This is a genomic window from Mesorhizobium sp. M0676, assembly GCF_040320535.1.
Taxonomy (GTDB): domain Bacteria; phylum Pseudomonadota; class Alphaproteobacteria; order Rhizobiales; family Rhizobiaceae; genus Mesorhizobium.
In genome coordinates this window covers 1-12,567 of the sequence record NZ_JAMYPU010000059.1, presented here as the reverse complement: position 1 = coordinate 12,567, position 12,567 = coordinate 1, and the positions used below count along the sequence as shown (strand labels likewise).

Annotated in this window: 13 protein-coding genes and 2 pseudogenes; 2 read left to right on the top strand and 13 right to left on the bottom strand. The window is 59.1% G+C overall.

Translation table 11 applies throughout. From position 1 onward, the window contains the following. The 6 genes and pseudogenes from NKI35_RS30800 to NKI35_RS30780 form a co-directional block, all read right to left on the bottom strand. A partial coding sequence (locus NKI35_RS30800; RefSeq protein ID WP_352742544.1) for a Mu transposase C-terminal domain-containing protein occupies nucleotides 1-288 on the bottom strand: 288 nt, incomplete at its 3' end. 39 nt (nucleotides 289-327) lie between these two features. Further along, entirely contained in the window at nucleotides 328-573 is a 246-nt protein-coding gene (locus tag NKI35_RS30795; protein ID WP_352742542.1) for an integrase catalytic domain-containing protein, read from the bottom strand. Beyond that, nucleotides 483-782 (bottom strand): TnsB C-terminal domain-containing protein, encoded by a 300-nt coding sequence (locus tag NKI35_RS31435; protein WP_502897195.1) that lies wholly within the window; start codon nucleotides 780-782, stop codon nucleotides 483-485. The genes NKI35_RS30795 and NKI35_RS31435 overlap by 91 nt, the downstream gene beginning before the upstream one ends. Nucleotides 783-1,292: 510 nt before the next feature. Further along, nucleotides 1,293-1,860, bottom strand: a pseudogene (locus NKI35_RS30790) (helix-turn-helix domain-containing protein); the annotation flags it as partial. 376 nt (nucleotides 1,861-2,236) lie between these two features. Beyond that, entirely contained in the window at nucleotides 2,237-2,461 is a 225-nt protein-coding gene (locus tag NKI35_RS30785; protein WP_352742540.1) for a hypothetical protein, read from the bottom strand. Beyond that, nucleotides 2,458-2,619 (bottom strand): transposase DNA-binding-containing protein, encoded by a 162-nt coding sequence (locus NKI35_RS30780; protein ID WP_352742538.1) that lies wholly within the window; start codon nucleotides 2,617-2,619, stop codon nucleotides 2,458-2,460. Before NKI35_RS30780 ends, NKI35_RS30785 begins: the two co-directional genes overlap by 4 nt. A gap of 111 nt (nucleotides 2,620-2,730) precedes the next feature. Here NKI35_RS30780 and NKI35_RS30775 point away from each other — a divergent pair, with 111 nt between their 5' ends. After that, nucleotides 2,731-3,087, top strand: a complete 357-nt coding sequence (locus tag NKI35_RS30775; protein WP_352742546.1) for a hypothetical protein — start codon at nucleotides 2,731-2,733, stop codon at nucleotides 3,085-3,087. 512 nt (nucleotides 3,088-3,599) lie between these two features. Here NKI35_RS30775 and NKI35_RS30770 read toward each other — a convergent pair. The 6 genes from NKI35_RS30770 to NKI35_RS30745 all read right to left on the bottom strand — a co-directional run bounded on the left by NKI35_RS30770 (nucleotide 3,600) and on the right by NKI35_RS30745 (nucleotide 10,537). Then, nucleotides 3,600-5,000, bottom strand: coding sequence for a CapA family protein (locus tag NKI35_RS30770; RefSeq protein WP_352742536.1), 1,401 nt, complete (start codon nucleotides 4,998-5,000; stop codon nucleotides 3,600-3,602). A gap of 70 nt (nucleotides 5,001-5,070) precedes the next feature. Continuing rightward, nucleotides 5,071-6,102 (bottom strand): ABC transporter ATP-binding protein, encoded by a 1,032-nt coding sequence (locus NKI35_RS30765; RefSeq protein ID WP_352742534.1) that lies wholly within the window; start codon nucleotides 6,100-6,102, stop codon nucleotides 5,071-5,073. Next, nucleotides 6,099-7,100 carry an ABC transporter ATP-binding protein gene (locus NKI35_RS30760; protein ID WP_502897196.1) on the bottom strand — a complete coding sequence of 334 codons (1,002 nt, stop codon included), beginning with the start codon at nucleotides 7,098-7,100 and terminating at the stop codon, nucleotides 6,099-6,101. The genes NKI35_RS30765 and NKI35_RS30760 overlap by 4 nt, the downstream gene beginning before the upstream one ends. A 7-nt stretch (nucleotides 7,101-7,107) precedes the next feature. Next, nucleotides 7,108-7,989: an ABC transporter permease gene (locus tag NKI35_RS30755; protein ID WP_352742530.1), complete on the bottom strand. Its 882-nt coding sequence runs from the start codon at nucleotides 7,987-7,989 to the stop codon at nucleotides 7,108-7,110. 1 nt (nucleotide 7,990) lies between these two features. After that, a complete protein-coding gene (locus NKI35_RS30750) occupies nucleotides 7,991-8,932 on the bottom strand; it encodes an ABC transporter permease (protein WP_352742529.1) in 942 nt (313 codons plus the stop codon). After that, entirely contained in the window at nucleotides 8,933-10,537 is a 1,605-nt protein-coding gene (locus NKI35_RS30745) for an ABC transporter substrate-binding protein (RefSeq protein WP_352742527.1), read from the bottom strand. 105 nt (nucleotides 10,538-10,642) lie between these two features. Here NKI35_RS30745 and NKI35_RS30740 point away from each other — a divergent pair, with 105 nt between their 5' ends. After that, nucleotides 10,643-10,909, top strand: coding sequence for a hypothetical protein (locus NKI35_RS30740; protein ID WP_352742525.1), 267 nt, complete (start codon nucleotides 10,643-10,645; stop codon nucleotides 10,907-10,909). Between the two features lie 1,474 nt (nucleotides 10,910-12,383). On the opposite strand, the pseudogene NKI35_RS30735 reads toward NKI35_RS30740, so the two are convergent. Then, a pseudogene (locus tag NKI35_RS30735) lies at nucleotides 12,384-12,567 on the bottom strand (hypothetical protein); the annotation flags it as partial.

Here is a 12,567-nt window from a genome sequence, read left to right as displayed (position 1 = left end):
TAATCCCGATGGCGCCGTCAGCCCGCCATCGTGAAACAGCCGGAAAACTCCACCTTCCGGCGGTCCAAAGAATGGTATCGGATCAGGCAGAGCTGGCGACCAGTAGCGGATGTTGAAAAGATGGATGCCGGTCGGACGCAACGTTCTCTCTGCTTCCGGCAGGAAGGAGATCCAGAACTGCATACGATCTTTCGGCAGGTGCAACACCAACTCACCCTCCTGCTGTCGCCAGACTGCAATTGGTGGCCGATGGAGTGCCCCCATGGAAAGCATGATGGTATTGCCCAACGATCTCGAGTGCGATGTAGCGCTCAAGCTCTCGGAGTGTCAGTGTCGCATGGCTTTGGCATCATACTCGCGCCGTTCCTCGATATTGCTTGAGGTCGATCCTGGCAGCAGATGAACCGCGCCCATCTGCGTGCAGATCAACCGTTCGATGTGGCCGCCGAAATGGGGCGTTCCCGGCGGGCGCCAGTCGATCTTTATGCCGTTGTCGCGGCAAGCACGTTCGAATGCATGACTTCGAAAATCCGCGCCGTTGTCGACATGTATCGTTCCCGGCAAACCGGCCACGGGCCACGCTTCATGGATACCCCGCTCCTGCAACCATGGGTCTTGTCGAATACGGAGTGCAGTATGCATAGGCTTGTCGATAATCGCGACGGCGCCTCCATGGTCAGATAGAGGCCCGTCACCATCCGAGAAAAGATGTCCAACGCCACTGTCACCCAGGGCCGCCCGAGCGGCAGACGCGTTTCTTCATCGACAACGAATACGTCCACTTTGGTATGATCGATCTGCACAAGTTCAAGCGGCCGCGATGCCGAAAAGGCACCTGGGGTGGGCGTTGTAGCTTTGACGACCTAGCTCTCGCCGCGCTTACGCCCCCTCACCCCTAGATCGATCTCTTCAACCCGGGATTTGAGGGTGCGCCAGTTTGGTGGAGCAAGGCCGGCCGCTGCGCAGGCGATTTGGACCTGGCGAACCAACTGCGCGAAGGACGGGCGTGCATTGGTGTCGTCGCTCATTCTGCCCGCGAACAATTCAACTAATGTGAGAGCATCTGAATCTCACATTAACTGCAGCGAGCCAAGGGGGAATCTCAAATTAAATGCAAATTCTCAATTTACATGGCTAAGGGATTGATATAATTGCGTGATAAGTCTCACCGTTTAATTACAGCGCGGCAAGTGGGCCATTCGTGGATTTACAATGACCGATTCATACTGCACCTCCTCTTCAAACGTCCGGAAACAGGGACTCTTGGTTTCCATTTTGATGCGACACGGGCCTCTGTGACGCGGAAACTGGCTCACTTGATCCTTTTCCAGGTACGTAGCTCGTATTTGGTGCGGCGCATCCGGTACCACCTGCTCAGTAGGAAGGACGCTCTCCTTGATCAGCCGACGGACCCGATGGGCAGTAACTCCAAGCTTTCTGGCAGCTTCGGTCAGCGTGAGCCACTCGCCATTCTTTTCGGCGGATCGGTAGCCGTGGATTTTGGACCGTGCGCAGTGCCCCGACACGGCGCGCCGTCCAGGTTTTGCCTTGTCCGGTCTGCATTTCCATCCGGTTGAGAGTCGCAGCAATGTCTGTGTCGGACCAGGGTAGCCATAGACCGCATGACGGCAAGGGCGGCCTCCGGAGTACTCTGGCCATGTTCGCCAGCTTGGGTTTGCGAATACGCAGCTGGGAGTGCTGGCCGCCCCTCCAGTGGATCGTCAAAATAACTTCACGTTACTCTTCATCGACGTCAGCGATAATATCCGACACGAGGGTGCGGAGGAGTTGCTGGCGGCAACGCATATCGACGTCAGGCGCGCCCCAGGCAGCCTCCAGGTCGGTGGCAATGCCAGCAAAATCGGGAACTGGGGTGACAAGATCGATTTGTAGTACCCATCCGGTGAAGCTTCCGATTACCCACATCGTCGGTGATCCAATGGAGATGCCGAAGGCGATGTCGTGCAAGCGGGTCATGCCGCGCCAGACGACCATGTTGCCGGCAGGCGGATCATGTTTGCGGGCGAGATAGCCGCCCAGCATCGCGATTTGCAGCAGGTAAGCGGCGAGGCGCGGCGTCTGGCTTGGCGCGCGCCGACATAGTGACGAAGAATATGCGCCAGCTGACCGCTGCGATGAGAGCGATGAACTTCGCCAGCCTCTCGGCGGTCTCGAGCCTCGCCTCCTCGGCACGGCAGCCGGACTTCATGACCTTGTGGAAGCACCCCGCACAAGGTCAGCACGTTGGGGCTGCCCGGCCTTGTAGCGCCCGGCGTTGTTGGTTTTGGTGAAGCCGATTTTGCCCGTGCGCGCGGCTGTAGATGAATTCGGTCGTGTCCTGCAGGATAAGGATCGGACCTTCGCTCGCCGCAACGCGCGCCGCGGTCGCGGCGAAATGGCCGGCCAGAACGCTATGTTCGGTCACACGCGGGTTGTCAAAGAAGCGGTAGGCCGCCTTCACCGCGCCCAGTCGCCGCAGGCCGCCAGGATCGGCTTGTCCGGCGCTGTTGACAGCTGATCAAGCAACCACTGCAGCCGGCGGACCCGGCGCATGTCGGGAAGGGCCCGCGCAAAGCTCATCCTGCCAAGCGGCTTCCCCCTGCTGGTCCTGTCTCTCATCAATGACGCCTCCGTGATTCGGCGTCACGGACAGAATCACGGCAGATTCATACGGGGCAATAGGCCCGCCGACGATGTGGGTAATCGGAAGCTTCGCCGGAGGCGTACGATTTGTCGCGCTCGGGCCAAACCCGCTTCACCGGCTTCCACGCGCCTGAGCGCTGCCTCCCAGCTCTTCTCAAGTTGGGCAGCGATCAGCCGGTTGTCGGGGTCGCAAGCGGCATAGCGACGCTCAGCGAGAGATGCCTCGTATCGAGCTTGCTGCAAGTCCGGCTCCACCATACGGTGTCGTTCTTCCAGATTATCCCGATGCGCGTGCACCTCTGGATTGGCATTCAGCTGCTCGATCAGAGTAAGCAGATCGGCGTCGGTCGTTTAGGTGGGCAGCTTGTGCTCGAGGCTGCTCATGCCAGCTTCGATAGTCTGCAGAACGACAGCCAGCCCCGGCAATGCCGTGCTCCTCCTTGAGCCACACCACAGCCAGTCTCGAACGCAACTGCGCCGCGAACGCCTTTCCGTCGATGATCTGGCAGTCACGCGACCCTCCCCTCGAGCCACTTCGTCGCGGTTTCCAGCGCATGCCAGAGCGATCCGGCGCACGATGCCGCGCAAACAGGGCGATATGAGTATCGTCGCGACGGATAAGGGTGCTCAGGGGCTTGGCGGCGCCGAACGCCGTGAGGGCTTTAAGGTCAGTCACGGAGACGTGCTCCTTCGGGATCGATGGAATGCGCCGGCACGACGCGCGGGCGCTCACTTTCGCCTTCGAGCGGGTTCCAATTGCTTTCCCAGCCTATTCAGCTGCAGGACGCAATGAACCATCCAGCATCCTAGAAAAGCGCCCTGCCGGGGGGGAGGTAAACCGGCAGGGCGCGCCGCGCAAAGCTCGGTGGGAGGACCCGACGACAGCGGCGAAGTGGTGGAGAAATATCAACTGACTTCGCAGTCTGCGGCGAAAAGTGTACGACCCAGCCGAACGATCACGCCGAAGTTGGACTCAACCTAATCACTCCAACATCGTTCTCGATTGCGATGTCGGTCCCAAATGGCTTCGAGAGTGTCTGTAGACGCTCCAAAATGGCCTTTGCCTGCAGCCCGGCGACTAACCGCGGGATACCACGATTGGCAAACCTCTTCGAGTAGCCGAGTTCAACAGGATGGAGCCGCAGTTCAGCTAACTGATTGTGCTCAAAGCGGCTGACGGTGATGATGCTCTCATAGTAAACTGGGGCGGAGAGGGCTTCTACAAACCCCTCAGCCGTCGGGTACCCTTTTGCTTCCTCGTCGACCGTTACTTCGGCATCTGTGTCGACCCGCGGGTCCTTCCCGTAGGCCTCGAACATGTCAGCCCCCGCAGGGGTCCGGAGTTGGTCGTAGAAGAAATTCCCCAAGCTGTAAAAGATTGGCCGGCCCTTGTAGATTTCGATGCCTCGCAACAGATGCGGTCCGTGTCCGACATATGCGTCCGCTCCGGCGTCAATCATTCGATGCGCAAACGACTGCTCGTAATCGGCGGACTCATGGCTCCAGTTTCCAGGCTCATGAGAGTGGTTCATGATGATGCAACAGTCGGAGAACTGCTTGCCGCGGCGAACATTGCGTAGAATGTCAGCGACATCGCGTTGGTCTGCTTCGAAGCTGTAGCCGGCCTTTTCGCCAACTTTATATTTTACTCCAGCGAAGGCGACCCGGTTCGGATCCTCACGACCGGGCTCGGAGTCGGGCAGCGCATCGCGCACCTGCCTCAAATTTTTGAGCATCTCTGGCAGCACCACTACGCTTCTCTCCAAACGGAGGGCGTTGAGCCCTGGTCTACCAGGGGCCTCGCCGGCGGGATCGCACGCACGAGCCATTGGCACAAATGATGTAGCAAACGACAGCATCGCCACGCGGCCTCGGACAGTCTCCAGAAAGCGAGCGGCGCTGGCTTGCGCAAGATTTTCGCCCGCACCTGCGTGGACGATACCGCTCTCATCGAGCACACGACTCGTCTCGCGCATGCCTTCAAGGCCCCAGTCCATGGTATGGTTGTTCGAGCGGCCAACGATGTTGAACCCCATCGCCTTCAAATCGGGGCCGACCTCCGGCAAGCTGTTAAGATACGCACCGCCGTACTCAGCTTCCGGGCTTCCCTTGAACGATCGGATATCGAAGATGTTGGTTTCCAAGTTGCCAATCGTGACATCGGCATCACGAAGAATCTTGACGATGTCGTCAAAGCCGGGATGTTTGTATTTCGTCAGCGCTCGCGACAGGATGAGGTCACCCACTGCTACCATGGTGAAGCCGTCCGCCACGTTTGTTTGTACTGAACCGACCGTGTCGAAGTTGTCATCCTGCTCGACCACGCAAGGACGGTTCTCGCGCAAATGCTTTTCCATGACAGCTTCTCCTTTAGTTTCGTATGCTTGCCGTACTTGGCAACGATGTTGGATCTCAGAGGGATTGAGGCTATGCCACCGGACCGGCCCAGGAACTGGCTAACGCGGCCGACTGGGTGGGCATGCCCGTGGCCGGGGCGCGCACATGGCATGCCACGACCCGCCCGTCTGCCATTGGGACCAAAGGTGGCACTTCGATGCGGCAGTGCTCGACCGCGAGCGGGCAGCGCGGATGGAACGCGCATCCAGCCGGCGGATTGATGGGGCTTGGCACCTCGCCCTCAACGGGTGCCTCCAGCCGAACTCGCGTCGGATCCGGCACCGGAGCTGCCGCGATCAGCGCCTCGGTGTAGGGATGGACCGGTTTTCCGAAGAGCGCCTCGCTCGGGGCTAGCTCCACGATCCTCCCCAGGTACATGACCGCTACGCGATGCGCGATGTGCTGCACGACGCCGAGGTCATGCGAGATGAAGACGAAGGCGATCCCCATCTGCTGCTGGAGATCCAGAAGCAGATTCAGAATTTGCGCTTGCACGGAGACGTCAAGGGCTGACACCGCTTCGTCTGCGATGATGAGAGAGGGGTTGAGCGACAGAGCGCGTGCAATGCCGAGCCGCTGGCGCTGACCGCCCGACAATTCGGACGGGAGCCTGTGCATCATCTCAGGCGACATTCCAACCTTCTGGAGAAGGTCCGCAGCAAGCGTGTTGCGCTGCTTCCGGCTGAGGCGCTGGAAATTCTCGACAGGTTCGGTGATAATTTGCCCGGCCGCGAGGCGCGGATTTAGCGACGAGTAAGGATCCTGAAAGACCATCTGCATCCGACGGCGCCAGGCGTGGAGCGCGTCCATCTTGAGGCCCGCAATGTCGGTCCCGTCGATCATTACGCGCCCGCTAGTCGGCTGGACGAGCCGCATCAAGAGCCGCGCCACGGTGGACTTGCCGCAGCCGGATTCACCGACGATGCAAAGCGTCTCGCCCGCCTCGACCGAAAAAGATACATCCTCCACCGCCCGGATCACCGGAATTGTCTTCTTCAGGAATCCCGCACCGAGCGGATAATGCTTGGTCAGATTCTCGACTTTCAACAAAGGAACGCTCATGCACCCACTACCTCTTCGGCGCGCCAGCAAGCCGCGGCGTGGCTCGGCCTGACATCACGCAGGATGGGTGTCTTCTCGCGGCAAATGTCTATTGCGAACGGGCAGCGAGGTGCAAAACTGCACCCGACAATAGGCTCGCGAAGACTTGGGACAATGCCGGGAATTTCTGGAAGGCGACGCTGACGGCCGCGGCGCGGATCAGGCACCGAGCGCATGAGGCCCTGAGTGTAGGGATGCGCGGGACGCGCGAACAGATCGATTACGGTTGCCTGCTCGACGATCCGGCCAGCGTACATAACAATCACGCGTTGGCATGTCTCCGCCACAACGCCCAGATCATGCGTGATGAACATGACGGCCGTTCCCGTGCGCTCTTTCAGATCGACGATGAGCCGCAGGATCTGCGCCTGGATCGTGACGTCAAGGGCCGTCGTCGGCTCGTCAGCGATCAACAGCTCCGGTGAGCAGGCAAGAGCCATGGCGATCATGGCGCGCTGGCGCATCCCGCCGGACATTTCGTGAGGATAGTTGTTCACGCGCCGTTCTGGGTCCGCGATGCGGACGAGACGGAGCATCTCTTCGGCCTTTGCCATGGCCACCGGGCGGGACGATTTCGTGTGGATCTGCACCGCCTCTGCGATCTGGTGGCCGACCGTATACACGGGGTTCAGGCTCGTCATCGGCTCCTGGAAGATCATGGCGATCTGGTCGCCGCGGATCTTTCGCATCTCCCGATCGGAAAGTTCAAAGAGGTCGCGTCCGCGAAAACGGATCTCGCCGCGGACCGTCCTGGCGGACAGCTTCGGCAGCAGGCGAAGAATGGAGAGAGCGGTAACGCTCTTTCCGCACCCGGATTCGCCAACGACGCCGAGCGTCTCGCCTTTTTTTACCTGGAAGCTGATGCCGCCCAAGGCCCGGGTGACGCTTTCCTCGCCGTAAAAGTGCGTCTCAAGGTCGCGAACATCGAGAAGCACATTATCCTCTGCAGATTCTCGCATCAGCATGTCAGCGCCTCCGCTTCGCGCGGGGATCGAACAGGTCGCGCAAACCGTCCCCTAGCAGGTTGACGGCAAGGACTGTGACGGCAAGGCAGATACCGGGGGCGAAGATCGTCAATGGCGCTATGGCAAGATATAGCCGCGAACTTGCGATCATGTTGCCCCAGCTGGGGGTCTCCGGCGGAACGCCCACCCCGAGGAAGCTCAAGCCCGCCTCCGTCAGGATTGCGCTGGCGCAGACAGTAGCGCCCTGGACCATCAGCGCCGGAATGGTGCTCGGCAGGATATGCCGCCACAGCACCTTGGGCAGGCGCGCACCGCCGCAGAGCGCGGCCTCCACGTAAGGACGCTCGCGAACCCCCAGAACCACCGAACGAACCAGCCGCGCGACGGCTGGCGTCTCGGGGATCGCGATGGCGACGATGAGGATGCCAATACCGGGGCCTGTCAGGGAAATGAGAGCAATCGCCAGCAGAATCGTCGGGATTGACATTAGGCCATCCATGACCCGCATGACGACGTTATCGAAGCTGCGGCTGTAGCCGGCGATGACACCGATCAGGAGCCCGACCACGGCCGCGCTCCCTGCCGATAGAAGCCCGACCACGAGGGAGATCCGGGCGCCGAAGATGGTTCGCGCAAACACGTCCCGGCCCAGATTGTCGCTGCCGAACCACATCTCGGCGGAAGGCGGCTGGAGGCGCTTGAACGGATCCATGTTCACCGGATCGCGGGCGTAAAGCGGGGCAGCGAGCGCCAGAATGATCAGGAGCGCCAACAGGCCGCCGCCGATCATGACCAGCGGATGACGCCTTGCCAGACGGGGAAGGTCAGATATTCGCAGGCGGCCCGTAGGGACGGATTCAACTGGTGCCGACAATATCGTCATATCAATACCGTATGCGGGGATCGATGAAGGTGTACGCCAGATCGACCGTGAGGTTGATAAGGACGTACAGACCCGAAGTCAGGATGAGCACGCTCTGGATTATGGGATAGTCGCGATTGTTGATCGCATCCACGACCAGACGACCAATACCAGGGATGTTGAACACTGTTTCAGTGAGGACGACCCCACCGATCATATAGGCGAAGCTTATGCCGATCACAGTCAGGATCGGAACGCCGGCATTCTTCAGGGCATGGTGTAAAAGCATGGCATAGGACGAAGCACCCTTGGCGGCGGCCGTTCGCATATAGTCTTCCGACAGAGCCTCGAGCATGCTGGCGCGCGTAACCCGCGCGATAAATGCAATGTACCCGAGACTTAAAGCTAGGGTGGGAAGGATCAGGTGCACAAACCAAGGCCCGAGGCCACCATCGATCGGTACATATCCCTGGACCGGCAGCCAGTGCGTCCAGATCGCGAAAAAGTAGATCAGGAAATAACCGATGACAAAGACCGGGACGGAATAACCGAACGCCGAAAAGGCCGCAAGGAGGCGGTCGATGAGACCGCTAGTTCGCCACGCGGCAAGGATGCCGAAAGAGACCCCGACCGATACCGAAAGGATCATCGTCAGGATTGACAGGGAAAGGGTCGGTTCCAGCCGCTGCGAGATCAGCTCGAGAACCGGTCGACCGGCAAAGATCGAGGTGCCGAAATCGCCGCCGAGCATGCCCTGCACCCAACGTAAGAACTGAACCGGCATAGGATCGTTCAGGCCCAGCTTTTCGCGAATGCCGGCGATCATCTCTGGCGTCGCGTTGCGGCCAGCGATCATATCCGCCGGGTCTCCGGGCGCCAACCTAAGAAGCAGAAATACGAAAATCCCGACCATTGCCATTACGGCAATGGTCGACACGATTCTGCGTAGGATGTAGCTAGCCACCTAACTCTCAGCTTTCTGAATATTCCACATCGGGAGGAGCCCCGGCATGCCGATGAGACCGGTGAGTGCCTTGCGTCGCGCGATTGGCGAGACCACTTCACCCAGCAGAACGGTGCCCACGAAATTCCAATATTCGTGTTGCATCCTGCGGGCCAGTGCCTTGCGCTCATCAAGCGAATTGACATCGGCCCATTTGGCGCGAAGCGCCTCATATTCATCGCTCTTCGGCCAGCCATACCACCCCTTCTCGCCATTCGCGCTTAGAGTGGGGTTAACGACCGGGTTGCTGCGTTCAAAATCGGACTCGCTCGTGATGAATATGCTCCAACCGCCGTTCTCAACGGGGCCGTTGTTTGCCCGGCGCGCGACAAGCCCGCCCCAGTCGCTCGGCGCAAGTTCGGCATTGACTCCAATCTTTCGCAACGTTGCCGCCATAAGCTGGGCGGAATTGCTGGCCGCCGCCCAATCCGTCGGTTGGAGAATGACGACCTTCTCGCCGACGTATCCGGCCTCCTTGAAAAGCTGCTTGGCCTTTTCCGGGTCGCCGCCCTTCTTGAACCAACCGGTATTTTCGTCGTTGGAATAGGGTGTATGGTTTCCAAATATCGAAGGGACGGTGCTGATGTATTCTGCAAGGAAACTGGTACGCATGAATGCCTCCTGATCGATCAGGTGGAGCATCGCTTGGCGCGCCTTGACGTTGTCGAATGGCTTCTGCAAACAGTTCATTCGCATGAAATATACATCTCCCGACTTGTTCAGAACCTGCAGTGCAAGGTTGGGATCGCTCTCAATCGTTGAGTAAAGATCGGCGGCGGGCGTCCAAATGAAATCGACCTCGCCCGACTGCAAGGCCGCAAAAGCAGTCTGCTGATCGGATATATTGTCCCAGATGACGCGATCGACGTTGACGAGCTTTCCCCCGGCCAATCCATCGGAAGGCTCGCTACGAGGTACATATTTCTCATTGCGGTCGTAGGCGAAGTTCGCGCCTGGCTTGGCAAGAGCCTCGTTGAATTTGAAGGGTCCCGATCCGATATTCGCGGTTACCTGCTCTGTCGCAGGGCGGCTTGCGTCCTTCTCGCGCATGATGTATAGGCACGGCGGAGCCACTTTCGCCAGGATTTCAGTCAGAATCCCCAACGGCTCCGTTAGCGCGATGGTGAAGGTCTTGTCATCCTTGTTTGAGATATCCTTGGCTCGCTCCATTATCAGTTTTCCGCCGGGATCCACCTGGGCCCAGCGACGGATCGAGGCCACGCAGTCCGCTGCGGTGACGGGAGTCCCGTCGTGCCAGCCCAGACCATCGCGGAGCTCGAACGTATAGGTCTTCTTGTCGTCGGAAACGCCCCATTTCCCGATCATTTGCGGCTGTGGCGTCAACTTGGAATCGAGGGCAAACAGCGTGTCGTATATCGCCAGGCCATGGTTGGCGGTGTTGTATGTTGTCGTAACGACCGGGTCGAACACACTGAGGTCACCCAACACCATCCGGGCCGTCCGCGCTGCGGTTGGCGCCGTCTGTGCTCGCAGGACAGAAGGGATTGATAAGACCGTTCCGGCGGCCAAACCCGCCTTGATCATTTCACGTCGAGAGATTTTCATGCTTCAGTTCCCCTTTTTTAGTTTGCGGCGCAAACGATCCGTGCCTATTGCTGGAATGGAGCGGCTTTCAGTTCGAGGTCGTTGATCGGGCCTCAGGCGCACGGCGTGACCAGCGGCACGTTAAGCTTCAATGTCGCTTTCCCAGTCACCAACAGTCAACGTTCGGACCTTATGCGAGGACCGCGCGAAGCCCGGCGGGCGCGGATCACGAGTCCCGACGGTAACTGGCGAACATTGATGCGCCTGCGGTTCACGATGAGCCCATCTTCTCCTTTTTCCAATTGCTTTGCATTTTGGGTTGCTTTGCATTTTGGGCTGGTGATCAATGTTCAATCGCCGAAGGGCTTGCGTCAAATTCAGTGTGTGTATTGAGGTCATCTGGTTTTGAGATGGACGCAGGACGCATACGGCCCGAATAGGACGCGGGGGGAGCTCCGTCAGTTCTGCCTCAGTGAACTTATCAACCATGCTTGTAAATTCTTCATAATTCGAAGCCGAATTCTCAGCATAGCTAAACTCATCAGCCATTGCTAATGTCCTGTATTGTTTTTAAACATTTCTTGCCTTACTGGCGTGCATGTGAGGTGCGTTTCGTTGAATTATCCTGTCACCGAACCTCTACCTTAGGCGCTCCAACTCGCCGATAACGTGTACTGCATCGCCCCGTCCCGTCGCCAGCAACTGGTAGAACGGACGACGTTGTGGTCATGCTCTCAAGCGAAATCATCAGTAGGGAAATTGAGCCGCTAACCTCGCAGTTCGAAGAGCAAGCGCTATGCCAACTTGAAGCGATGTTAGGTCAATACGTTGGCTATTCGCGTCTCATTTCGTCTGTTGCAACGGCACAATTTTGTGCGGCTTCCGACCGTCGATAAGCGAATTGGCTGGCGAAGGGCACTGTGTCTCAGTACACGGACTGGAAGGAGCGGCAGCTCCGGCCTGCGGGACGTCGGCCAGAATTGCGTGTTCGATAGCCACGCGCTGGCCTTCGCCACCCGAAAGCTCCACGCCGCGTTCCCGAGGGCGCCGCATAGCCTTCGGCAGACGCAGTGAACTCATGCACGCTGGCGAGGCCGCTCCGCCCCTCGATGTGGCTCGGCTGGCGCCAAGCCGCCATAGGTGATCTCGCCAAGTGGGCGGGTGTCGCACTGCACTTAAATGTGAGATTGCGCCCACCTCGCACAACCGCTGTACCTAATCATGAGATTCAATGCCCCTGAGTGTCAATTCACCTGCAGCGGCTGAGTTCTCGAAACCGATATGCCGGCGTCGATTGAAGCGAACCGCGTATAGTGGGGCCCGAGCGTTTGGCGCTTGAGTTCGGAGACTAACTCCGGACCTGCCTGACAGACGATTGAGACACCAGCGAGCAGCCCTAAGCGGAGTCCTTTAGGCAAGATGGGTGGGTCTTGCAATTGTAGGCCTTGGGAGTCTCTGTTCGGCTACAAGCTCATTGAAACCCGAAACCACGGCGCCAAGGATGGTACGGTGGCGTATCGAAACCTGATAAGGTAATGGCTTTGGGCATCGTCTGATGAGCAGCAATCGGACGATATCGATTGGCGACACCCAACCGACAGATGCTCCGGTCAGCGACTGATCGATGAGCCGCTCGCCCTGGACGGCATCTACCCAAAAATCCTCGAACGGCAATGACGTGCTCCGAGGGCAGATGCCCCCTCCCATGTCTCTTGCCGCCGTTGTCTGCAAACGGGACACCCTCGGTCCAGCTTCGCTGCACCGCAGTTGGGCTCCTCGCGATCTGTTTTGCTTACAGCAGGCGATGCAGCATTGAATGGCGCGTGGCGCGACGAGCCGCGCTGCCGATTTTGGGAACCGGACGTGGTCATTGCCAAGATTGTCGAAGATTGGGTTCGAAACAGCCTCGCAATTTCAACAGCGGCGGTTGGCGGTCGTGTCCCATCAGGTGGTGTAGCTCGGCGGCAGCGAAGCCGCTCACGAGCGCGCCGTTAGTAGCGCTGTAGCGAGCGAGCGGCGTGTGGGTGGTCATCGGCGCTTTCCGGTAGGGT

Coding starts and splice junctions, on each gene's coding strand:
- NKI35_RS30780 (WP_352742538.1), bottom strand. CDS start 2,619: ATGAGAGACAGGACCAGCAGGGGGAAGCCGCTTGGCAGGATGAGCTTT.
- NKI35_RS30770 (WP_352742536.1), bottom strand. CDS start 5,000: ATGGAAAAGCATTTGCGCGAGAACCGTCCTTGCGTGGTCGAGCAGGAT.
- NKI35_RS30765 (WP_352742534.1), bottom strand. CDS start 6,102: ATGAGCGTTCCTTTGTTGAAAGTCGAGAATCTGACCAAGCATTATCCG.
- NKI35_RS30760 (WP_502897196.1), bottom strand. CDS start 7,100: ATGCGAGAATCTGCAGAGGATAATGTGCTTCTCGATGTTCGCGACCTT.
- NKI35_RS30755 (WP_352742530.1), bottom strand. CDS start 7,989: ATGACGATATTGTCGGCACCAGTTGAATCCGTCCCTACGGGCCGCCTG.
- NKI35_RS30745 (WP_352742527.1), bottom strand. CDS start 10,537: ATGAAAATCTCTCGACGTGAAATGATCAAGGCGGGTTTGGCCGCCGGA.